17 protein-coding genes and 1 pseudogene are annotated in these 21,132 nt (G+C 55.8%); 13 read left to right on the forward strand and 5 right to left on the reverse strand.

The window, feature by feature from the left end:
- Positions 1-118 precede the first annotated feature (118 nt).
- The 3 genes from gudD to PMI22_RS19660 form a co-directional block, all read right to left on the reverse strand.
- Positions 119-1,474 carry a glucarate dehydratase gene (gene gudD / locus PMI22_RS19670; RefSeq protein ID WP_007944682.1) on the reverse strand — a complete coding sequence of 452 codons (1,356 nt, stop codon included), beginning with the start codon at positions 1,472-1,474 and terminating at the stop codon, positions 119-121.
- A gap of 32 nt (positions 1,475-1,506) precedes the next feature.
- Entirely contained in the window at positions 1,507-2,868 is a 1,362-nt protein-coding gene (locus PMI22_RS19665; RefSeq protein WP_007944683.1) for an MFS transporter, read from the reverse strand.
- A gap of 157 nt (positions 2,869-3,025) precedes the next feature.
- The gene (locus PMI22_RS19660; RefSeq protein WP_007944684.1) at positions 3,026-4,066 is read right to left on the reverse strand and encodes a LacI family DNA-binding transcriptional regulator; all 1,041 of its coding nucleotides are present in this window, start codon (positions 4,064-4,066) and stop codon (positions 3,026-3,028) included.
- Positions 4,067-4,470: 404 nt separating this feature from the next.
- Between PMI22_RS19660 and PMI22_RS19655 the strand changes: the two genes are divergently transcribed.
- Positions 4,471-5,277: a glycosyltransferase gene (locus PMI22_RS19655; protein WP_007944685.1), complete on the forward strand. Its 807-nt coding sequence runs from the start codon at positions 4,471-4,473 to the stop codon at positions 5,275-5,277.
- 85 nt (positions 5,278-5,362) lie between these two features.
- Positions 5,363-6,166, forward strand: coding sequence for a 2OG-Fe(II) oxygenase (locus tag PMI22_RS19650; RefSeq protein WP_007944686.1), 804 nt, complete (start codon positions 5,363-5,365; stop codon positions 6,164-6,166).
- Positions 6,167-6,208: 42 nt separating this feature from the next.
- On the opposite strand, the gene PMI22_RS19645 is transcribed toward PMI22_RS19650, so the two are convergent.
- Entirely contained in the window at positions 6,209-7,696 is a 1,488-nt protein-coding gene (locus PMI22_RS19645; RefSeq protein ID WP_007944687.1) for a sensor histidine kinase, read from the reverse strand.
- A 235-nt stretch (positions 7,697-7,931) separates the two neighbouring features.
- Between PMI22_RS19645 and PMI22_RS31965 the strand changes: the two are divergent.
- From PMI22_RS31965 to PMI22_RS19620, 6 genes and pseudogenes are all read left to right on the forward strand, one after another.
- Positions 7,932-8,048 (forward strand): annotated as a pseudogene (locus PMI22_RS31965) (LysE family translocator); the annotation flags it as partial.
- Between the two features lie 377 nt (positions 8,049-8,425).
- Positions 8,426-9,676 carry an OprD family outer membrane porin gene (locus tag PMI22_RS19640; RefSeq protein ID WP_007944688.1) on the forward strand — a complete coding sequence of 417 codons (1,251 nt, stop codon included), beginning with the start codon at positions 8,426-8,428 and terminating at the stop codon, positions 9,674-9,676.
- A 205-nt stretch (positions 9,677-9,881) separates the two neighbouring features.
- Positions 9,882-11,237 (forward strand): spinster family MFS transporter, encoded by a 1,356-nt coding sequence (locus PMI22_RS19635; RefSeq protein WP_007944690.1) that lies wholly within the window; start codon positions 9,882-9,884, stop codon positions 11,235-11,237.
- Positions 11,238-11,321: 84 nt separating this feature from the next.
- A complete protein-coding gene (locus PMI22_RS19630) occupies positions 11,322-12,296 on the forward strand; it encodes an AraC family transcriptional regulator (protein WP_007944691.1) in 975 nt (324 codons plus the stop codon).
- 96 nt (positions 12,297-12,392) lie between these two features.
- Positions 12,393-13,499 (forward strand): NAD/NADP-dependent octopine/nopaline dehydrogenase family protein, encoded by a 1,107-nt coding sequence (locus tag PMI22_RS19625; RefSeq protein WP_007944692.1) that lies wholly within the window; start codon positions 12,393-12,395, stop codon positions 13,497-13,499.
- Entirely contained in the window at positions 13,499-14,497 is a 999-nt protein-coding gene (locus tag PMI22_RS19620) for a 3-hydroxybutyryl-CoA dehydrogenase (protein ID WP_007944693.1), read from the forward strand. The genes PMI22_RS19625 and PMI22_RS19620 overlap by 1 nt, the downstream gene beginning before the upstream one ends.
- A 92-nt stretch (positions 14,498-14,589) precedes the next feature.
- On the opposite strand, the gene PMI22_RS19615 is transcribed toward PMI22_RS19620, so the two are convergent.
- The gene (locus PMI22_RS19615; RefSeq protein WP_007944694.1) at positions 14,590-15,216 is read right to left on the reverse strand and encodes an eCIS core domain-containing protein; all 627 of its coding nucleotides are present in this window, start codon (positions 15,214-15,216) and stop codon (positions 14,590-14,592) included.
- Positions 15,217-15,763: 547 nt separating this feature from the next.
- On the opposite strand from PMI22_RS19615, the gene PMI22_RS19610 reads away from it, so the two are divergent.
- The 5 genes from PMI22_RS19610 to PMI22_RS19590 all read left to right on the forward strand — a co-directional run bounded on the left by PMI22_RS19610 (position 15,764) and on the right by PMI22_RS19590 (position 20,885).
- Entirely contained in the window at positions 15,764-16,306 is a 543-nt protein-coding gene (locus tag PMI22_RS19610) for a TRAP transporter small permease (RefSeq protein WP_007944695.1), read from the forward strand.
- Positions 16,303-17,583: a TRAP transporter large permease subunit gene (locus PMI22_RS19605; protein ID WP_007944696.1), complete on the forward strand. Its 1,281-nt coding sequence runs from the start codon at positions 16,303-16,305 to the stop codon at positions 17,581-17,583. Before PMI22_RS19610 ends, PMI22_RS19605 begins: the two co-directional genes overlap by 4 nt.
- A 53-nt stretch (positions 17,584-17,636) precedes the next feature.
- A complete protein-coding gene (locus PMI22_RS19600) occupies positions 17,637-18,656 on the forward strand; it encodes a TRAP transporter substrate-binding protein (protein WP_007944697.1) in 1,020 nt (339 codons plus the stop codon).
- Between the two features lie 520 nt (positions 18,657-19,176).
- On the forward strand, positions 19,177-19,539 hold the full coding sequence (locus PMI22_RS19595; RefSeq protein ID WP_007944698.1) for a DUF6124 family protein: 363 nt from the start codon (positions 19,177-19,179) through the stop codon (positions 19,537-19,539).
- 338 nt (positions 19,540-19,877) lie between these two features.
- Positions 19,878-20,885 (forward strand): zinc-dependent alcohol dehydrogenase family protein, encoded by a 1,008-nt coding sequence (locus PMI22_RS19590; RefSeq protein WP_033049056.1) that lies wholly within the window; start codon positions 19,878-19,880, stop codon positions 20,883-20,885.
- Positions 20,886-21,132 lie beyond the last annotated feature (247 nt).

Consider the following 21,132-nt stretch of genomic DNA (forward strand, 5'->3'; position numbering starts at 1 on the left):
GCTGCTACGGGGCAGGGGAGGGTTTCGATTGAAGTGCTGGCCCCGGATAGTCCGTCGTCACCAGAGGGGAGGTTAGTAAGCCTGCCTCTGATTGAGGCAGGCCATTGAAACGACGGGATCAGCGAACCATGCACGGACGCTTGTTGTTGAACTCCCAACCCGACACCAGATACCGCATGGCGGTGGCGTCATCGCGGGCGCCCAGGCCCATGGTTTTGTAGACTTCGTGGGCTTGTATCAGCGCGTCCCAGTCCAGCTCGACGCCCAGGCCCGGCTTCTTGGGTACTTCCACTAAACCGCCTTTGATCTGCAATGGCTCTTTGGTCAGGCGCTGACCGTCCTGCCAGATCCAGTGGGTATCGATGGCGGTAATGTTTCCGGGGGCAGCGGCTGCGACGTGAGTGAACATGGCGAGCGAAATATCGAAATGGTTGTTTGAGTGAGAGCCCCACGTCAACCCCCATTCCTTGCACATCTGAGCCACACGAACGGATCCCTGCATCGTCCAGAAATGCGGGTCCGCCAAGGGAATGTCGACGGATTGCAACTGGATCGCGTGTCCCATCTGGCGCCAGTCGGTGGCAATCATGTTGGTGGCAGTGCGCAGGCCCGTGGCGCGGCGGAACTCGGCCATCACTTCGCGACCTGAATAGCCATTTTCAGCCCCGCACGGATCTTCGGCGTAGGCCAGAACGTGATGCTGATCGCGGCACAGGGCCACGGCTTCCTTCAGTGACCAGGCGCCGTTTGGATCGAGGGTGATGCGTGCATCAGGGAAGCGTTCCGCCAATGCCGTGACGGCGGCGATTTCGTCTTCGCCTCGAAGCACGCCGCCTTTGAGTTTGAAATCCTTGAAGCCGTAGCGGTCATAGGCGGCCTCCGCAAGCGCAACCACCGATTCCGGAGTCAGTGCTTCTACGTTGCGCAGGCGGAACCATTCGTTATCGGCATCCTGTTCCGAGCGATAGCCCAGGTCAGTCTTGTTGCGGTCGCCGACGTAAAACAGGTAACCCAGCATTTCAACGGCATCGCGTTGTTGCCCTTCGCCCAGCAGTGCCGCGACAGGCACTTGCAAGTGCTGACCCAGAAGATCCAGCAAGGCTGATTCCACTGCCGTCACGGCATGCACTGCGATGCGCAGATCGAATGTTTGCAGGCCGCGACCACCCACATCGCGGTCGGCGAAGGCGTTTCTGACTTTGTTCAACAGACTTTGATAGTTGCCAATTGACTGGCCGCTCAGCAAGTCGCGGGCATCCTCCAGCGTTTTGCGGATGCCTTCACCGCCCGGCACTTCACCGACGCCGACGTGACCCGAACTGTCCGTCAGAATCAGAATATTGCGCGTGAATAACGGGCCGTGAGCACCGCTCAAATTGAGCAGCATGCTGTCATGTCCCGCCACCGGAACGACTTTCAGGTCGGTGATTACAGGTGCACCGGTGGTTGCCTGAGGATGATTCAAAGCGTCCATACGTTCATACCTTTCTTGTAGTTGGGGGGTAATTAGCCTGCGTGTTTCACGGTGGTTGCCGGGGCGGGAACGGGGCTGTCAGTCACGCCTTTGAGTTCGATACGTTTGATTTCGCCAACGATGAACAGGTAGCTGATGGCCGCGACCAGCGCGTTGGCACCCACGAATACCAAAGCCATTTTGAAAGAGCCGGTGGCGGCAATGATGTAACCGATGATGATCGGCGTGGAGATCGAAGACAGGTTGCCAAAGGTGTTGAACAAGCCACCTGACAGGCCTGCGATTTGCTTCGGCGAGGTATCCGACACGACGGCCCAGCCCAGTGCGCCGATACCTTTGCCGAAGAACGCCAGCGCCATGAAGCACACCACCATCCAGTCAGCATCGACGTAGTTGCAGATGATCATGCTCATCGACAACAACATGCCGCACACGATGGGGGTCTTGCGTGCCACGCTCAGAGAGTTGCCGCGACGCAGCAACGTGTCCGAAATCACGCCACCCAGGACACCGCCCAGAAAGCCGCAGATGGCCGGTAGCGACGCAATAAACCCGGCCTTCAGAATGGTCATGCCGCGTTCTTGTACGAGATAAACCGGGAACCATGTGAGGAAGAAGTAGGTAAGGGCGTTGATGCAGAACTGACCGATGTAGATACCCATCATCATGCGGTTGGTCAGAAGCTGACGGATGTAATCCCACTTGGGGCCACTGTCCTTTTTCGCTTTCGAATCTTCCAGGTCGACCAGTCCGCCGTTGTCGGCGATGTACTTGAGCTCGGCGGCGTTGACCTTCGGGTGGTCCTTTGGCCCGTAGATCACCTTCAGCCATATCAGCGAGAACACGATGCCCAAGGCGCCCATGACGATGAACACGTGCTGCCAACCGAATGTATAGACGATCCAACCCATTAACGGTGCGAACAGTGCGGTCGCAAAGTATTGCGCCGAGTTGAAGATGGCTGACGCGGTCCCGCGTTCCTTGGTCGGAAACCACGTGGCAACGATCCGTGCGTTGCCCGGGAACGAAGGCGCTTCCGCCAGACCGACCATGAAGCGCAGCAGAAACAGCAACACCACGGCGGTGGAGATCCCGAACTCACCGATATAACCCTGCAGCAGGGTGAACAGTGACCAGGTGAAAATACTCCCGGCGTAGACTTTCTTTGAACCGAAGCGATCAAGGAGCCAGCCGCCCGGGATCTGGCCCAGAACATAAGCCCAACCAAACGCTGAAAAGATGTAGCCAAGGGTCACGGCGTCCAGCCCCAAGTCTTTTTGAATACTGGAGCCTGCAATGGAGATGGTTGCGCGGTCGGCATAGTTGATCGTCGTCACCAGGAACAGCATGAGCAGGATCAAATAGCGGACGCGGGTTTGCTTGGGTTCTTGCATGGTTGACGCTCCCACGAATTATTTTTGTGCGGGTAGACCGGTCAGGTCGACGATATCCGTCATGTGTCGTTGTAGGTTGTCGTACAACGATAGCGCTATCATTAAACAGATAGCGCTATCATTTCAAGCGCCATTTGGCGGGATTTTCAAAATTGAATCAGGTGCTGGCGCGTTCGATCAGCTCGAAGCCGGTATCCATCTGGTTTACGGAGGAATCACCATCGCCGGAAAATCTTCTGAGCAGCGCTTCGGCCACTTCGCGGCCCATTGTCGCGGCATTGACGCTGACGGTGGACAGGGCGGGGTGGGCGAATTTGGCATTGGTAATGTCGCCAAATCCGAGCACGGCGATGTCTTGAGGGACGCGCAAGCCTTGGCTGGCGGCTTCCGCAAGCACGCCGAAGGCTAGCGTATCGGAACTGCAGAAGATCAGTTCGGGAGGGGATGCGCGCAGCTGAAGTCGTTTCAAGCCTTCTCTGCCGACTTCCCATGTCGCAGGCAGCGGCAGGATTTCTACCGGCACGTCGTGCAGGTCATGCTGCTTGAGCCGTTCGATCAGGCCATTGCAGCGTCGAATAGCTCGTGGGTCATCCACTGAGATAACCGAGAATCGTCGGTAGCCCTTCGCAAAAAAGTGATCAGCGACGAGCGCACCGACTTTTTCATGAGAAAAACCGACTTGTATATCCAGCGCTGTATCACTGAGATCCCAGGCTTCAACCACCGGAATACCGGCTGACGCAAGCCGGTTTCTACTGGCTTCAGTGTGGAGGGTGCCCGTCAGAACGATACCGTCCGGACGTCGGCCCAGAATGGCTTCCAGCAAGACTTCTTCTTTTTCAGGGGAATACCCGGTCGGGCCCAGGAGCGATTGATAACCTGCCTCGGTCAGCCGATCCATGATGGCTTGTACCGCGCCGGCAAATATGGAGGTGCCAATGGTGGGAAGCAGAATGGCAACCAGTCGGCTTTTGCTAGAGGCGAGGCTACCGGCCAATAGATTGGGCACATAGCCCATCTCACGCACCGTTTCCAAAACGTGTTGCCTGGTGGCATCACTCACCAGCTCCGGGCGGTGCAAGGCGCGCGAAACTGTAATAGGTGAAACACCTGCTTTGAGAGCCACGTCAGCCACGGTGAGCGGAGATTCAGAGTTGCCATTGGCGGCGGCAATCTCACGTTTCGACTTTTTGGCCACAAAGCACCCGGCAATTCAACGAAGTAAGAACAGTAGCGGATGTTAGCGGGCTTTTCGCGGCCATACCATGAGGGACGCCTGGTTTTGGGTGCAAAGTCAGGTGTCCAGAATGGCCGATGTGGCCGATAGCTGGCTCCCCAAAAGCTCGCCTGCGCAGCCTTCAGAAGTAACAAAATAACTCACGGATATTTACCTGTAGAGTGGATCCTTATAAGATGAAAATCGACATGCTCCTCTCCATCAGGCTTTGAGTTGACTATGCTTGTGGCTATTCAGCGTATGAAAAAGAATCTTGGCCGATTAGGGTTATAATCATGCGAAACCAAATGCGAAGCTATAAGCGACGACTCGATGCAAGCTCAATTAACGCTGCATCTAATTATAATACGTTGAGTGTCTAAACGATGAGTAGCGCTAATTTATCGGCTGATAACTCTAATGCATTTAGCATAGTTATAGTAAATTACAAAACACCAGAAATCACCAAGATATGTTTGGACTTGCTGCGCCAACATCTGGGTGATAGCGTCCCGATATGGGTAGTTGATAACTATTCTGCCGATGAAAGCACTGAGTATTTGAAGTCGCTTGACTGGATTAATTTAATCGAACGCTCAATCACTGAGCCAGAGGCAGGTCATATCGCGCATGGCAAAGCACTTGATCTGGTTTTGGAGCGAGTTGAAACTGATTATTTATTCCTCTTGCATACAGATACATTTGTGTTCGATAAAAATGTTTTCCCAATGATGCTGAATAAGTGCGTTAATAATAAAAAGGTCGTAGCCGTCGGTTGTGTGGAACAATTAAATCGTGGAGCCACGCGAACGCTTTGGCGTTTTAGCTCGCGACTATTCAAGCACCATTTCAGACGGCTGAAAATTTCTATAGGGTTACGCTCCAGAGAACCAAAACCCTACAGAGAAGTGTACTTGAAGAGTTTCTGTACGTTGTGGAACTGCAAACTTATAAAACAGCACGGCCTGCATTTTTCGATGGACGATCGTGTTCCTGGTTATACCCTTCAAGACCGCATGACCGAGCTTGGCTATGCTGTTGAAATGTTATCGCCGCGTAAAATTTTCAGCTATCTGGATCATATTCAGTCTGGTACTGTCGCAGCGGCCGGGGGCTATGAATCGACTCATAGGCGAACCAAAATGTACAATAATATTCTTAAGCGTTTGAACAAGGAAACCGGCAAAGCATGAGTCAATCAGGCGTGCGCGAGCAGTGCGGTTGACTCTGTTTTAATTCATTCAACAGGTTTTTTTGTATTAAGTTACTGGAGCGGTAATGGCACCCATCACTCAAACACTACCCATCACCCTCTCATCGGGGCTTGATTTCGACCAAAACGCCGCCAGCGCCTTTGGTCATTCATTGGCCAGCCACTATATTCAGGCTACGCCATTTCCGCACATCGTTATCGATAACTTTTTGCACGAAGACCTGATTGCAAGTATATGCTCGAACTTTCCTGTCGAGCCAACCAACAACGAAATGCTCTACGAGCGCGGCTATAAAGGTCAGCTAAAACGTCAAATAAGTCCCAATGAATGCAGCCCTTTTCTCAAGACCGTTTTTAACGCGTTTAACTCCGCGCCCATGTTGCAGTTTCTTGAAAAGCTCACAGGCATCGAAGGTTTGATACCCGATCCCTACTTTAGCGGTGGCGGGCTGCACGAAACCAGGAGTGGTGGTTTCCTTGGGGTGCACTCGGATTTCAGGCTCAACAAAAAGCTTAATGTTGAGCGTAGACTGAATATCATCATTTATCTGAATGAAAACTGGCAAGAGGAATACGGCGGTCATCTGGAACTTTGGGATGTCAATATGAAGACCTGCCTTAAGAAAGTTCTACCGATTTACAATCGCTGCGTCATCTTCAATACAGACAAAGACAGCAATCATGGGCACCCAGAGCCTTTGACGACTCCAGAGCACATCACGCGCAGGTCTATAGCGCTTTATTACTACACCGCGGGAACCATGGCGATCGATCCCGCACAAAGAAACAAGACCCACTACAAGCCAAGACCCAAAGATCGTTTAAGCCTCAAGTACTACGTGAATAAACTCATCAAGAAGAAAAACTAAGCTACGAAACGCCCGTTGAACGATTTAGCCAATCGATGAGGGTCAGCGCAACGCGCTGGCTCTTCTTTCCACTACCTTGAAACTCAAGCGTACGGATGTTCCCTGTTGTTCATGGTGGGTCAGGCTGGCTTCTCCACCAAAACTTTCCATGATCTGTTTCACCATAATCAGCCCTATACCCAGCTTGCCTTGCTTGGTGGTGTAGAAGGTTTTGAACGCCATCATTTCTTGTTGCCGTAACGTTCCATTGCCGGTGTCACCAATGATGAGATGCAGCCATTGATGGGGTTCATCCACATTGGCCTGGATGGTTAATTTCCCCCCTCCGTGCATAGCCTCTATAGCATTGGCAATGACGCTATTCAGAATTTGAGAAAGCAAAAGTGGATTACTGATGATCCGCAGGGTGGGCTCATTCTTGAACTCGAGCTGGATTCTTGACTGAGCCAATTGCGCGTTGAAGCCGGCCAGCGTGGCCTGGACCACAATCATGGGGTCCACCAGTTCTGCCTCTCCACGAATAGGTCGCAAGCACAGCAGCAATTCGTGCACCCACTGCGACATCCGATCCACTTGGCCGACAATGTCGTCGATATTCTTCCTGGCAGGTTGGCCGTCCATGTCGCTCGCCAATTCTGCGCTGGAGCGGATGCAGGCAAGTGGATTGCGCAGACTATGAGCGACCGCTGTGGACATTTCGACCAGGCCCATATAGGTCTTGTTGGCGACGAGCTGGGCTTCCTGTGATGCCAGCTGAATCGATGCCCGTCGAACAATCCAATACAGCCCGAAGTAAAGGAGCAGCCCGCCGGCCGCCGTAGTCAGCCAGATTATCCAGTGGCCACGATTGAGCCGCTCGATCAGATCGGCCGGCTCCTTGTAAATTTCCACGACTGCCAGCGTATTCCCCAGATCATCTACCAGGGGGATGTAGCTCTCGATGAAGAACATTTTGGGAGCGAGCAAAAATTGCTGTTCAGGACGGAGTTCATCGGCGTTGCTGTATTTGGTGGAAACCCGGTCTTTGGAGCTGAATGCCGCTTCAAGGGGTTTGTCGTTCAGAAATTTTTGTCCAATAAGCTGCGGATTGGTCGACCACATCACTGTCCGAAGAGGGGAGTAGATGCTGATCAGGAGCGAGTCCGGCAGGTGCGAAAGGTGGTCGAGGAACTCGGAGCGGGCACGTTGCCTGTTCTGCGACATTTCTTCCGACAGCATCCCATAATGGGTGGCTGCCAAAACGTCGCCCATGCGCATTCCGGCTAAGCCGTGGTGACGTATCTCACCCAGGGCGATGGTCTGGATAAATTGCGCTGACAGCAGGGCGTCGCGCTCCAGGCTTTCGATAACCAGGAAACGGGTCGTCACCGAACCCAGTCCAATGGCTATCACGCTGATCAGGATGAAGCTGATGATCGAAAACCATCGCAAGAGGTTGGGTGGGTTGGTCGGCGCAATCGGGTCGGCCGCCCCACGATCCAAGCGTCTGAAAATAGCTGAAGCTGGCTGAATGGAGCGTGTCCTGTGCATGCGGCTTATCCCGGTTGTGCTGCTCGAACCACTTGATGAGTTCTCGATGAATACCCAGCATTCTCTGTGCCAGCCAACCCGTCATCGTTCTGTTTAGTGCCTGCGACGGAGCAAATGGACTTTTCAGGCATGCGTCAGCCCGAAAGAAAACGCATGGCTGGGGAACTTCAGCCAACTTTGGGGGCAATCCCCCTGTGAAGGGGCCTGTCAGGACACGACCTGCTGTTATGGCCCGGCGTTGCTGGGCTTGGGTAGTGCCCGGTTTTTTGGTTCGCCGCAGGCCTTCAAACGCATGAACCATGCACTGGCTTTTTTGCTGCTCGTGTCTGCCTGGCTGACTGTACGGGTGTAGGTCGAACAATTCCTGTCGATGCGCACCTCGTTCCACTTCTGAGTCGACTAAGGGAAAACTTTAGCCGGGTTGAAGATTTCCCCCCCGCAGATGCTGTTCGTCTCAATACCGGCGCGGCGTCTACTCAATTACCTTGCGTAGACAAGCGGCGAGGCGTGGTCGCGGACTGTTCCATTGAGTTCGCCTGGCGTTTTGCCCCATAACAAAAAGAGGCCTTGCTATGTTCATACCCAACATCCAATACATCTCACTCGCAATCCACCTGAGTGTGGCTAATAGCTGCACGGCAACTTCCCGCTGTCGGCGTTTTTTGTGCCTGGTTTGATTCTGCTCTTATAAAAACAGTGCCCAAGCACATCAAGATGTGGAGATGTCAGATGTATGAGGTAAAGCAATTTCGCCGTGGGCTTGGTATTGCCGGCGTGTTGGGGTTGATCTGTTCGCCATGGGCGGCACATGCCGATGTTGTGGATGACAGTCACTTTAAAGTAGATACACGTAACTTCTACCTGCACCGCAACTACACCAATAACAATGCGCCCGTGTCTGAAGTGCATAGTTGGTCTCAGGGTTTCGATGCGCAATTCACCTCCGGCTACACCAATACGGCCTTGGCCATCGGCCTGGATGTGGATGCACAATACGCCGTGCGCCTGGATTCGTCGGGCAACGATGGTTCGTTGCCGTACAGCGTAAGCAATCAGCAGACGGCCCCTGACTACAGCCGCGCCGGTGCGACCTTCAAGGCGCGCTACAACAAGACCGAGTTGAAGGTCGGTGATCTTCGCCCGCAATTACCGGTGGCGTTCGATGACACCAGTCGGCAGTTGGACACCATCTACCAAGGGGCCGTGGTCGAGTCCAGGGAAGTCGATGGGTTGATGCTGACCGGCGGCCGTTTCTGGTCTGCCGTTACACGGGAATCTTCTAACCACGGGAAACTGTACAAATTTGGCACCCCCGCCAATCTCGACAGTGACGGCCTGGACTTTGCCGGAGCCACTTACGACATTACCAAGAACTTACAAGCCAGTTACTTCTATGGCGTCTTGCAGGATATTTATCAGCAGCACTATTTTGGCCTGATGCACATGGCTGATCTGGGCAATGGCTACAAGCTTAAAACCGACTTGCGCTACTTCAATAACAATGAAGCCGGCAGTGCTTTGGACGGTGAAATTGATAACCGTTCCTACGGCGCCTTGTTCAGCTTGCTCAAGAGTGCACACATGTTTGGCCTCAGTTACCAGCGCATGCTCGGTGACAGTGTGTTCCCGACGATGAACGGTTATATCCCGCAACCCTACCTGGTGCATTGGGGGTCGGTAGGCTTTATCCGTCCCGATGAAAAGTCATGGGGTGCGCGCTACAGCTATGACTTTGCCGGGATGGGCGTGCCGGGGCTGAAGTTCTTCACCCGTTACTACAAGGGAACTAACTGGGACCGCGGCGGCAACTTGAGCGACAACGAGGAAAGCGAACGTTATCTGGGGCTCAACTACGTGGTGCAGAGCGGGGCGCTGCAAGGCCTGGGCCTAGACCTGCGCAACATCGATGTGAAACAGAAGTACGGCTACGACTACAACGAGTTCCGTTTCGCCACGACTTACACCTGGAAGTTCTGGTAAGCGCTGTCGCCGAGCGCGACTCGCTGGTGTTTTACCCCATAACAATAAGAGGCCTGACTATGTGTGAACCCATCGTTTTTTACATCTCTCATGCAATCCGCCTCCCTGCGGCAGGTAGCTGCCCAGCAATTTCCCAGTCGGTGTCTTGCGCACCTTCACCCGGCGCGCTGCGCGCTTGAGCGGATTCCAAGAGGAGCAAACACTAGTGAATATTCAGGTCGATAACGCGGTCCTGCAGAAGAAGAAAACCTACATTTACGAGTGGTACGTGGTCGGTTTGTGCATGATCGCCTACATCTTTTCATTCGTGGATCGGCAGATCCTGGCGCTGATGATCGAGCCGATCAAAGCCGACCTGCAGATCAGTGACACCCAGTTCAGCTTGTTGCACGGTCTGGCTTTTTCATTGTTCTACGCGTTCATGGGCATGCCCATCGCCTATCTGGCCGACCGCTTCTCCCGTCCGAAGATCATCGCCGTCGGTGTGGTGTTCTGGAGCCTGGCGACTGCCGCCTGCGGCCTGAGCAAAAACTTCCTGCACATGTTCCTCGCCCGCATCGGCGTTGGCGTCGGCGAAGCGGCCCTGTCGCCTTCGGCCTACTCGATGTTCAGCGATATGTTCCCCAAGGAAAAACTCGGCCGCGCAGTGGGTATCTACTCGATCGGCTCGTTCGTCGGTGGTGGTCTGGCCTTTCTGGTCGGTGGTTATGTAATCGCCATGCTCAAGGACATGAACACCATCGAGGTCGCTTTTCTTGGTGCGATGAAGGCCTGGCAACTGGCGTTTTTCATTGTCGGCTTGCCCGGCATCCTGGTAGGTCTGTTGATCTGGCTCACTGTGCGCAACCCGGCGCGCAAAGGCCTGCAGGTCGATGCACAGGGTCGGGCCAAGAAGGTTGCGATGAGCGATGGCTTTCGCTTCCTCGGCCGCCACCGTGCCACCTTTACCTGCCATTACTTGGGCTTTTCGTTTTACGCCATGGTCCTTTTCTGCATGATGAGCTGGAGCCCGGCGCTGTATATCCGCAAGTTCGGCCTGTCGCCAATGGAGGCAGGCTACATGCTCGGCACCGTGCTGTTGCTGGCCAACACCGCCGGGGTGCTGTTCGGTGGATGGCTGACTGACTATCTGGCCAAGAAAGGTCATCAGGACGCGGCGATGCGCACTGGCGTGATCGGTGCCCTCGGCATGGCGGTGCCGGCCGTGCTGTTCCCTCAAGCCGATCAACTGTGGCTGTCGGTGACTCTGTTGGTGCCGGCGATGTTCTTCGCCTCGTTCCCGATGCCAGCGTCCACGGCGGCGATGCAGATCCTCGCGCCGAATCAGGTGCGTGCGCAGGTCTCGGCGGTGTTTCTGCTGATAAGCAATCTGTTGGGGTTGGGCCTGGGTACCACGCTGGTGGCGCTCTTGACCGACCGTTACTTCGGTTCGCCAGCGGCGGTGGGCTCGTCGATGTCGCTGGTGATCTGCGGCGCGTCGGCATTGACGGTGCTGTTGCTATGGCGTGGTTGCCGTCACTTCCGCGAAAGCTATGCCCGGGAGCACCCGATCCAGGCGTGACATAAAAAGGCCATGTTCGGTACCCCGGCCTCGCTGCGTTTCCACGCAGCGGGGCCGATCCGCTTCAGGTCAGGAGAATCGCTGATGTTGAATGACGTACACCTGCTGGAACGGCACAGCCTGCTCAGATCGGCCGATTACCGTGAGATCAGGGACAAGGTCAGCCATTACCTGTGCCCGCACAGCTTCAACGTCTTGCGAGATGAGCCGATTTACACTCGGCTCAATGGCGTATTCTTCGGCGATTCGGCGCTGCTCGACTTGCGCTATGGCGCGCCGGTGGAGATCACCATCGGTGACATTGCCGATCAATATCTGTTTCGCATTACCTTGCAGGGGCATTGCGAAGTGGCCCACGGGCGGCGCAGCGCGGTGATGCAGTCGGGTTACCTGAGCGTTTCCTCGCCGTTCGCGCAAAGCCGCATCGTCACCGATGGCCAATGCCGCAACGTGATCCTGCGCGTCGACCGTGATGCCCTGGAGACGCAACTGCAGCGCCTGCTCGGCCGCAGCCTGCGGCAGTCGGTGATCTTCGATGTCAGCGTCGACCATTTGGGCGCCGGCGTGGTCAGTCTCTTTCACACCCTGGACTACATCTGCCGGCTTTACGGCAGCGGCGTGGACGGTTCGCGCATCGCCAGCGGCCTGTCCGAATACCTGATGCAACTGTTGCTCACACAGTTGCCGCATAACTACTCCGCGGATCTTTTGTTCGATTCGCGCGCGCCGCTGCCGCACCACGTGAAGAAGGCCCGCGACTATATCGAGGCGCACCTCGACGAACCGATCAGCCTGGCAACCCTGAGCGAGCTATGTGGTGTCTCGGTCCGCACCTTGCAGAACGGCTTCAAGCAGTTTCTCCAGCAAGCACCGGTCGAGTACATCCGTGACCGTCGTCTGGCGCTGATCCATGAGTCGCTGAAGCAGGGCAGGGCCGGTGAGACCGTCACCGATATCCTGTTGCGTCACGGCATCAACAGCTTCGGGCATTTTTCCAGCGCTTATCGGCAACGCTATGGCTGCCTGCCGTCGGACACCCTGCGGCGACAGAAGCATTGAGTCATCTGCGTAATCCGTCAGTCGGCTGCGCAATCGGAGGAGTTCGTGACAGTGCGGCTCGATAGGATCGAGTCTCTAACAAAAAGGAGTATCTGCATGAATATTACTGTGCTGGGTGGTGGTCACGGCTGTTACGCCGCTGCTGTCGAAATGGCTGAAAAGGGGCACCAGACCCGCCTGTGGCGTCGGGACTCCGCCGCACTGAAGGAACTGCTGGCCATCGGCAGCCTGACCATCAAGGACTACAAAGGCACTCGCCAGTTATCCGTCGGCCAGCAGGGCGACAAGCTGTCGTTCACCGACGACCTGGCCGAAGCCCTGGCCGACGCACAATTGGTGATCATCCCGCTGCCATCGACCACCCACGAAGACCTGGCCAAGCACGTCGCACCGCACCTGCACGACGGTCAAGTCGTATTCCTGCCACCGGGCACCTTCGGCAGCTACGTGTTCGCCAAGGCCATGGCCGATGCGGGCAACCACAGCAAGGTCGCCTTCGCGGAAACCGGCACGCTGCCGTACCTGGTGCGCAAGCATGGCGCCAGCGACCTGGTGATCAGTTGCTACGCCACCCGCCTGCCGACCGGCGTGTTCCCGAGCAACCTGTCCGAGCACGCCTTCGCTGTGCTGCGCGAGGCCTACCCGAGCGTCGAGCCGATTGAAGACGCCCTGAGTGGTGCGTTGATGAACGCAGGTCCCATCATCCACCCGCCGCTGATCATGATGAACGCGGGCCCCCTGGAACATTTCGAGGCCTGGGACATACATAACGAAGGCACCCAACCGTCGATTCGTCGCGTGACCAACCAGCTCGATGCCGAGCGCATTGCCGTGCGCGAAGCACTGACCTACGGCGCGCCGCATTTCCCGCTGGCCGACCACTACAACACCACCGACGGCGATGAGTGGATGTACGGTCGCGGCGCCCATGGCAAGTTGACCGACAGCGGCGACTGGCGCGAAGACATTGACCTGCAGAAGCATCGGTACATGCTGGAAGACACCCGCCTGGGCCTGTCCTTCCTGGTGTCCGTCGGCCGCTGGGCCGGTGTGCCGACCCCGGTGGCGCAAGGCCTGCTGAGCATTGCCTCGGTTGTCGCTGCACGTGATCTTTACGCTGAGGGTCGCACCCTGGAAAACCTCGGTCTGGCCAACCTGAGCCGGGCGCAGATGACCGAGCTACTGACCAAGGGCTACAACTGATGAACGCCGCGCTGCCTCAAGTCAGCGTCGTCGGTGCCGGCCGGATGGGCGAGGGCATTGCCTTGGCGTTCATCCATGCGGGCCTGCCGGTCACTCTCATCGACATCAAGGATCGCGCCGAAGATGAGCGGCAGATCTACTTCGAGCGTGTGCGAACCAACATCCGCAGTGAACTACAGATGCTGGTACGCCTCGGCATGCTCCAGCCGGAACAGGCGGACATCGCGATTTCCCGGTTGACGCTGCAATCCAGGTCCCGGGCCGCAGCGGCATTGCGCCTGTGCGACCTGGTGTTCGAAGCCGTGCCGGAAGTCATCGAGGTCAAGCAGGAGACCTTCGCCTGGGTCAGCGAGCATGTCCCGGCGTCGGCCATCATCGCGTCGACCACGTCGACCTTTCTGGTTACCGAGTTGAGCGAAATGGTCAGTGAGCCGCAGCGCTTCGTGAACGCGCACTGGCTCAATCCGGCGTACCTGATGCCGCTGGTGGAAGTCAGCCGCAGCGCAGCAACCTGCCCACAGGTGGTCGAACGGCTGCTGCAACTGCTCAAGCAGATCGGCAAAGTGCCGGTGGTGTGCAATCCGGTGGCTGGCTATATCGTGCCGCGCATCCAGGCACTGGCAATGAACGAAGCCGCGCGGATGGTGGAAGAGGGCGTGGCCAGCGCAGAAGATATCGACACCGCAGTACGCGTCGGCTTTGGTTTGCGCTTCTCGGTGCTGGGCCTGCTTGAGTTTATCGATTGGGGGGGAGGCGACATTCTCTACTATGCCTCGCGTTACCTGAGTGGGGCGCTGGCACCACGATTCGAGTCGCCACAGGTGATTACCGACAATATGCAAAACGGCCGCAATGGCTTGCGCGATGGCCAGGGTTTCTACGATTACCGTGATCTGGACGTGGACGCCTACAAGCAGCAGCGTATCGGCGCCTTTGTCCGCAAGCTTGAGGTGTCGGGGTTGACGCCAGTGTTCGATGGCGCCTTGAGTCGGGCCTGAGCATCAGGGCCCGAATGCTCATCAGATAAAACACAACACCTTGTGGGAGCGAGCCGGCTCCGGGCGGCGTTCCGACGATGGCGGCAGCCCATTCAACATGGATGTTGGCTGACACACTGCTGTTGTCGCTCCGCCGCCCGTACCCACTGCCTGACCTCAACCTGTATGGCATAAGCCGGCGCCTCCACAACATTGAAATCCTGGGTGTAGCGCAGGGCAAATCCTTCTGCCCCCCATTCCTGAAACTGCTGCACATGCTTTAGCTCGTGCGCCCAGAGTGCGATGTTTTCTTCGGCGGTTTCAGCGTCCCGGAAAAGGATGATATCGATCAGCGTCAAGGCCCCGATATCGGGGTTTTGCAGCATGGCCGTGGCTGCGCTGAAATGGCCGTTATCGCTGACTTTGTAGCGCACGGCATCGAGAACGCCGGGATCGTACCAACGCAGCAGTTGCTCCCGGATGTGCGGTGGAATGGGTTGGAGGCCGGCCATGGCGGCTTCATCGCGAGCTTGGGTCAGCCACAGCGCCAAGGCGGGTGCCGCGTACTGGTAGAGGCCATCAGGCAGGGGGGCGAGCAGCTGTCCCATGTCTGGCAAGCAGAAGCAGTCGTCCAGACACACCTGTTGCTCACCCGTCGGGCAGACGTTGGTCTGGGCTGACACTTCCAGCGTCAGGCAAAGAACCAACAGCGTCACCAGGCGCAGGGTGATGGGCGGCATTGGGCGCTCCAGAGACGGACGCAGGGCGAACAGTGGATCACAACCGGCATAGTGAGTGTGGCCTGGAGGTGGGTGGCAGCAATCAATCGATAATCGCACGCTTTTTGTTGCGTCGTGTGTGCTGGCAGTACCCAATGTCTTGGTAGGGAAAAATAGAGTTTTCCCTTTGTATTCATTCGGTTATGAATTTTTATCTCGCTTTTATGAGTGGCTGGACGCTACAAAGTCAGCGCAAGGCTGACGACAGTCTATTGACCGGGTTAACTGGTTCGTACATTTTGATTGGCGATTGCTTTGCCCTGCTAAGGCCTCAATAAAAAAAATTAGAGGAAACTCCCATGCTGAACAGTCTACCGACTCTCAATGCTGCCTCCCCACCTCTGCTCTGCACCTCGAATGGTTTCGCATCGTCTCAAATAAACTTTTTAGTTGCCGCTTCAAGTTAGAGCGTCCTCAGGTAATTCTACGACCCGATATTGGCCTGCCTTTCGTGGGTGCTATCGCGTCGCGAGGCCTGCTGCAATAAAAAGTCTGAGAGATTCAAATAATGAAAAGAATAGCGGATCTGTATTTCAAGCTGTTGAAACTGTTAATTGTGCTTTGCATGTTAGCGATGGTTGTGCTGGTTTTCGGAAACGTCGTTCTACGCTATGCCTTTAATTCCGGTATCAGTGTGTCTGAGGAGCTGTCGCGCTGGTTCTTCGTATGGATGATTTTTCTTGGTTCCATTGTGGCACTCAAGGATCGCGCCCACCTTGGCATGGACAGCCTGGTCAAGCGGCTTCCTCCCCTGGGTCAACGTGCCTGTCTGGTGGCGGGACACATGCTATCGCTGTTTATCTGTTGGCTGATCTTCAGCGGAAGTTGGCAGCAGGCAGTGATCAACCTGGATGTGGTCGCTCCAGCATCAGGCCTGTCCATGGCTTTGTTCTATGGTGCAGGTCTGGTATTCGGTGCCAGCGCCGCTGTCATCATCGTTTACGAACTCTATCTGGTGCTCTTCGACAAACGCGGTGAAGACGTCAACGATGTTGGCGAGGCAATCAAGCAGACTGCGCAACATGGCAATCCCGGGAGCACCCGCCCATGACTCTAGCTATCTTCCTGGGTTCGCTGCTCGGTTCCATGGCTTTGGGTATATCAATTGCCTTTGCTTTACTGCTGGTCAGTGTGGCGTTGATGTTCCACCTGGATTTGTTCGATGCACAGATCATCGCGCAGAATTTGCTTAATGGTGCCGATAGTTTCCCTCTGATGGCCGTGCCTTTCTTTATGTTAGCCGGCGAAATCATGAATGCGGGTGGCCTGTCCAAGCGTATCGTCAATATTGCCATGGCGCTGGTCGGGCATAAGCGTGGCGGTCTTGGCTATGTAGCGATCATCGCCTCTTGCCTGCTTGCCTCGCTCTCCGGTTCAGCGGTAGCGGATGCTGCAGCGCTGGCGGCATTGATGGTGCCAATGATGGTACTGGCAGGGCATAACCGAGGTCGCTCGGCCGGATTGATTGCCGCCGGTGGCATCATTGCTCCTATCATCCCTCCGAGCATCGGTTTTATTGTCTTCGGCGTCGCGTCCGGGGTCTCGATCTCCAAGTTGTTTCTCGCAGGTATTGTGCCGGGCCTTATGCTTGGTGTGGCACTGGCTATCGCCTGGTGGTTTATCTCGCGTAGCGAGAATGTCGAGACACCACCCAAGCGTTCGCGTGCCGAAGTGCTGCGTACATTAATCGACGGCAGTTGGGCACTGGGCCTGCCACTGATCATTGTATTTGGGCTCAAATTCGGCATCTTCACGCCGACAGAAGCGGCGGTGGTGGCAGCGGTCTATTCGCTCTTCGTGGCGCTGGTGATCTACCGGGAAATAAAAGTCAGCCAGTTGTATGAGCTTATTCTGTCATCGGCCAAGACCACCTCTGTGGTGATGCTGTTGGTGGCTGCCGCTATGGTTTCATCCTGGCTGGTGACTATTGCCGATCTGCCCGGCCAGTTGGCGGCGATCCTTGAACCGTTCATGAGTAATCAGACCCTACTGTTGGTCGTGATTATGTTGCTGGTCATTCTGGTCGGCACAGTCATGGACATGACGCCGACCATCCTCATCCTGACGCCAGTGCTGATGCCCGCGGTTACCCAGGCAGGTATCGACCCGGTCTATTTCGGTGTTCTGTTTTTGATTAATAACGCGATTGGCCTGATCACCCCTCCTGTAGGCACGGTGCTCAACGTGGTATGCGGAGTATCCAAAATAGGGATGGATGAAATCATACGGGGTGTCTGGCCCTTCCTGCTTGCGCAACTTACGGTGCTGTTCCTGCTGGTGCTGTTTCCGCAACTGGTCCTGGGGCCGCTGAAATTTTTCACAGGGTAATACCGGTGGAAGCTGTGTAACGCCACATCTAATAATAATGAACGGAGAATAAGATGAATAAATTGATGAAGACCCTGCTTGCCAGCGCCTGTGCTACTGGACTGCTTTTGGCCAGTGTTGCCAGTCACGCTGATGAAGTTCGTGAACGCACGCTGCGTTTCGCTTTCCAGAATGTCAAAGAACACCCGCAAGGTCAGGGCGCACAGAAGTTTGCCGATCTGCTCAGCGAGAAGAGCGCAGGAAAACTCAAAGTACGGCTGTTCCCGGGCGGTACCCTGGGGGGAGACGTGCAGACTGTTTCCGCCTTGCAAGGCGGCACGCTGGATATGACCGTGCTCAACTCCGGTATTCTGGCCTCCCAGGCCGCTGATTTTGCGATGCTTGATTTCCCCTTTCTTTTTAACAATGTAAATGAAGCACACGCGGTGATCGACGGGCCGGTCGGGGAAAAGCTGGCCGCACAGTTGGATAGTAAAGGCCTGGTTGGCTTAGGCTATTGGGATCTGGGTTTTCGCCAGTTGACCAACAACAAACATGCGGTGACCAAGATGGAGGACATGCAGGGTCTGAAGATCCGCGTGATCCAGTCGCCAATCTACCTGGAAACCTTCTCTGCCCTGGGTGCAAACCCGGTGCCGATGGCATTCCCCGAGGTCTATACCGGTCTTGAGCAAAACACCATCGACGGTCAGGAAAACCCCTTCACCGTGATTGAGAGCAATAAGTTTTTCGAAGTACAAAAGTATGTATCGGTGACTGGCCATATCTTCAACCCGCAGTCGCTGATTATTAGTCAGAAGACCTGGAATGCTTTGAACAACGACGAGAAGGCGCTGATTCGCGAAGCCGCTGCCGAAGCGCAGAAGTTCCAGCGCGAAGTAACGGCTGCCAGCATGGACAAGGCGCGCGCTGCGATCGAAGGCAAAGTTGCGGTCAATGACATTTCTCCTGAGGAGAAAGATCGTTTCCGCGCACGCGTACAGCCGGTTATCGACAAGTTCTCCAAGAGCTTGAACCCTGACCTGGTGGCAATGATGTACAAAGAAATTGCCAAGGTGCGCTCGGCTCAATGATCTGAAGTGTCATGCATGCCCCACAAGGGTGTGCTGGCATGCCTGCTGATGTGACGCCTGCTCAGAGACCCGCTCCCGAGCAGGTGTCAAATCAGCGAATTTGTCGCAACACCGCCCGTACCCACCAGAAAATTCCTGTGTTTTGTTGGTGCTTAAACAACAAAATTCCCGCCTGTTTAAACGAAGCCTCCTGTTACCACCCAAAGGCTACAACGCCTTGCGTCATTGCCTACGGGTAAGACAGAATCCGCCGGCTTGTACGACTGTTGGGGCGGTTATATCGTTTTCCGGTCACTGAAAAACAGTGATCGGGTTTGGTAGCCCGTCTGCAAATTGTCGTATGGCTACACCTTATGCAGTCTCTTTTTTGCGGCTCGGCTTTATATGGTGGTCATGCGTGGGGCTCCTTTGTGAGCGCCGGGTTTCCTATTGCAGCCGGTCTACCAACCCGCGTATGGCCGCCACCCTCGTTTGGTAGCAAGGGTGACGGCTCCTTCAAATCTGCAGTAGGAGTTTCACTATGTTCAAACCAACACCCAACCCACCGGGGTCCGATCCGGCATCGCCCTACGAATCCCTCGATTCCAAAAAATTCCACGAAGCGGCCGAACGCGCCCTCGACCACTATCTCAATCCGGCGGCCCACATCATGGCCAGCACGAACGAACCCGAACCCATGTTCCTCGCCAACCCCAAGTACGACACCGAATCCCTGCTGGCCAATGCCAGCGAATCACTGGGCTCGGCCACCACCATGCTCAGCAATTTCGCGGCGCTATTGGAGAACTCACACCGCAAGACGTTGTTGGGAATTACGCAAGTGGTGATGTTGGGGGAATTGGCGGTGAATCAGGCGCTGGATAAGGTTGAGTTGAAGGAGTAAGTACACACCCTCTGTGGCGGTCGGATAGTCCGTCGTCACAGAGGGGGGGTAGTCAGTTGGCATCTGTATGCAAGACGTATCAGCTTTCGGTAAAAACGCCCCATGGCTGTCTGTCGTCAGAGGTGTCAATCAACCATAGAAACTGCTAAAGAAAGGAAAAAGCAGCGCGGCTACTTTAATGAATGATGCTGACTGAGTGTGCTTCTGAAGGAAAGCAAATGGACCCAATGGATAAGTTGTCACCAAAAGAAAAAGCGCTGTCGTTAAATGAAAGGCTGACCCGTTCCTCGTCTGTAAACTCCTCCTCACATCGCATCCAGGCTGTCTCAAGAACATTCATGAAATCCATTCAACTGCAACAACCCGCCTGCCTTGATAACCTGCACCTTTTTGACATGGTCGCCCCCGGCGCACCGAAAGCTGGCGAGATCCAGGTGCGCATTCACGCCAGCTCGCTCAACTACCATGACCTCGGCGTGGTTACCGGTCACGTCCGAGCGGAGAACGGGCGCATCCCCATGTCCGATGGCGCAGGTGTCGTCACCGCCGTGGGTGAAGGCGTAACCGAGTTCGCCGTGGGCGATCACGTGGTGTCCTGCTTCTTCCCCCTCTGGCAGTCGGGTCGCGTGATACCAACCTCCTTCCAGACAGTGCCGGGCGATGGCGTGGACGGCTTTGCCCGCGAAGTTGTCAACATGGCCACCGATGCCTTCACCCTGGCTCCCAAGGGTTATACCCATGAAGAAGCCGCCACGCTGACCACCGCCGGCCTGACGGCTTGGCGCGCACTGGTGGTGGACGGACGCATCCAAGCCGGCAACACGGTGTTGATACTAGGCACTGGCGGTGTCTCCATATTCGCCTTGCAGATGGCCAAGTCCATGGGGGCGCGGGTGATTGCCACGACCTCGTCGGCGGCCAAGATGGAGCGTCTGCTGGCGCTGGGGGCCGACCACGTCATCAACTACAAAGACCAACCTGAATGGGGCGATGCCGTGTTGAGCGCGACCGAGGGACGGGGTGCTGATGTTGTGGTCGAAGTGGGTGGCCCGGGCACATTGCCCCAGTCCATACGTGCCTGCGCGCCCGGCGGTCATATCGCGCTTATCGGCGTGCTCACCGGTATTTCCGGCAGCGTTCCAACCCTGGAGTTGATGCGTAAGCAGCAAACCCTGCGAGGCCTAATCGTCGGCAGCCGCGAGCAGCAGCAGGACATGGTGCATGCGTTGGAAAACTTCAGCTGGCGTCCCGTCGTCGACAGCTGCTATCCGTTGGAACAGATTGCCGAGGCCTTTGCCCATCAGATCACCGGCAGCCACTTCGGCAAAATCTGCCTGTACTTTTGAACTGAAAACTCCCGGATGAGGAAAGAGCAGGCGAGAACGAACAGTCCGCTTCTGGACGTTTTCTGCCCTTCCTGACAGGCAGTAATTGGCCGATTCGTGCCTGTAGCAAAAGGCTGTTGCCGGCCAGAAGCGGTTGCCCCCATAGGCGCGCATATCTGCTGTTTCACCTGCTTGCATGCCTTGACCGCTACTGCTCTTACCAAGCGCTTGGAGTCCGAGCGCTTCAAAATTTCACCCGATAAGGTGA

Source organism: Pseudomonas sp. GM21, assembly GCF_000282215.1.
Lineage (GTDB): Bacteria > Pseudomonadota > Gammaproteobacteria > Pseudomonadales > Pseudomonadaceae > Aquipseudomonas.